Below are 1,889 nucleotides of genomic sequence, written 5' to 3'. Positions count from 1 at the left end.
GACCCTGTTGCCGAATTCTGCTGACACGCCGGGCGACTTCCGAGTTCTGGGTGGCGCTGGGGTGAAAGATCGTCTCTGCGTGCCGTGACCCTCCCCTCGACGGCCGCAGGATGGGCATGTGATGTCGATGCAGCCACGGTCGGTGCCGCAGGTTCCGGAGGCGACCGCGCAGGTAGCACGGGCGGCTTTCCCCAAGGGCAGCCTGCCGATGACGATTCGTGATCAGCTGGGCGAGGTGTTCACCGACACCGAGTTCGCCGGGGCGTTCGCCGTCCGAGGCGCGCCGGCCGAGTCTCCGGCCATGCTGGCGCTGGTGACGGTACTGCAGTTCGTCGAGGATCTGACCGACCGACAGGCCGCCGATGCGGTACGGGGGCGCATCGACTGGAAGTACGGGCTCGGCCTGGAGCTGGCTGATCACGGATTCGACTACACCGTGTTATCGAAGTTTCGTGCCCGGGTCGTCGCCCATGAGCTGGAGGAGAAGGCGCTGGATGCGCTGCTGGCCCATCTGCGCGACAAGGGGCTCGTCAAGGCGGGCGGCAAGCAGCGCACCGACTCAACGCATGTGCTCGGCGCGGTCCGCGATCTGAACCGGCTGGAGCTGGCCGGGGAATGCGTGCGGGCGGCGCTGGAGGCGATCTCGGCCGCCGCGCCCGGCTGGGTGGAGCGGGTGCTGGAGGTGGGCGGCTGGGCCGAACGCTACCGCGCCCGGGTGGACTCCTGGCGGCTGCCGATCTCGGCGACCAAGCGCGAGCAACTGGCCATCGCCTACGGCGCCGACGGATATGCGCTGGTGAGTGCCGTGTATGCGCCGTTTTCCCCGGCTTGGCTGCGCGAGCTGCCCCCGGTGCAAGCCTTGCGGATCATGCTGGTTCAGAATTACACCCGCACCACCAACAGCCGCGGGCGGGAGGTGGTCAAGCGGCGGGAGTCCCTCGACGACGGCGGAGAGGGGCTCCCGCCGGGCAGTATCCGCCTGGCCTCCCCCTACGATGCCGACGCCCGCTGGGCGGCCAAGGGCGACGACTTCTTCTGGTGCGGCTTCAAGGTGCACATCAGCGAGACCTGCCACGACCTTCCCGCGCCAGACGAGACCGCGCCCGGTACGCAGCCGGGCAACAACGCGCCCACCACCCCGCCCAACGTGATCACGAATGTGGCCACCACGGACGCCACCGTCCCCGACGTCAAACAGGTCGAGCCGATCCACGCCGCGCTGGAGCGCCGCGGCCTGCTACCGGCCGAGCACTACGTCGATTCCGGCTACGCCGCGGCCGATCTCATCGTCGCCGCCCGCCGCCGCTACGGACTGGCACTGGTCACCCCCGTCCTGGGCGACTACTCCCCGCAAGCCCGTGCCAAGACGGGCTTCGACCGCAGCGCGTTCACCGTCGACTGGGACAACCAGCAGGTCACCTGCCCGCAAGGCCAGACCAGCAGCTCATGGAGCCCCTGCATCCAACGCGGGCAGGAAGCAATCGTGGTCAAGTTCGGCGGCGAGATCTGCCATGCCTGCCCCGCCCGCTCGGCATGCACCTCGGCGAAGAAGGGCGGGCGTCAGCTCACCTTGCGCCCCCGCGCGCTGCAGGAGGTCCTGGACCAGGCCCGCCGCGAGCAACACAGCACCGATTGGCAGGCCAGGTACGCCATCCGCGCCGGAGTCGAGGGCACCATCCACCAGGCGGTCGCGGTCACCGGCATCCGCCAGGCCCGCTACCGCGGCATCAAGAAGGTCCACCTCGAACACGTCTACTCCGCCGTCGCGCTCAACCTCATCCGCCTGGACGCCTGGTGGAACGGCCACGTGCTCGATCGGACCCGCACCAGCCATCTCGCCCGCCTCGAACTCGCGCTGACCGCCTGATCAGAATTCGGCAACAGGGTCA

At 69.2% G+C, this 1,889-nt stretch carries 1 protein-coding gene; it reads left to right on the top strand.

Annotated elements, in window-relative coordinates; genetic code table 11:
* The first annotated feature begins 121 nt into the window (after positions 1-121).
* The gene (locus V5E28_RS48875; RefSeq protein ID WP_336217169.1) at positions 122-1,867 is read left to right on the top strand and encodes an IS1182 family transposase; all 1,746 of its coding nucleotides are present in this window, start codon (positions 122-124) and stop codon (positions 1,865-1,867) included.
* The last annotated feature ends 22 nt before the right edge of the window (positions 1,868-1,889 follow it).

The sequence above is a fragment of the Nonomuraea sp. LPB2021202275-12-8 genome (assembly GCF_037044575.1).
Taxonomy (GTDB): Bacteria; Actinomycetota; Actinomycetes; order Streptosporangiales; family Streptosporangiaceae; genus Nonomuraea.
This window is presented reverse-complemented; position numbering and strand designations above follow the sequence as displayed.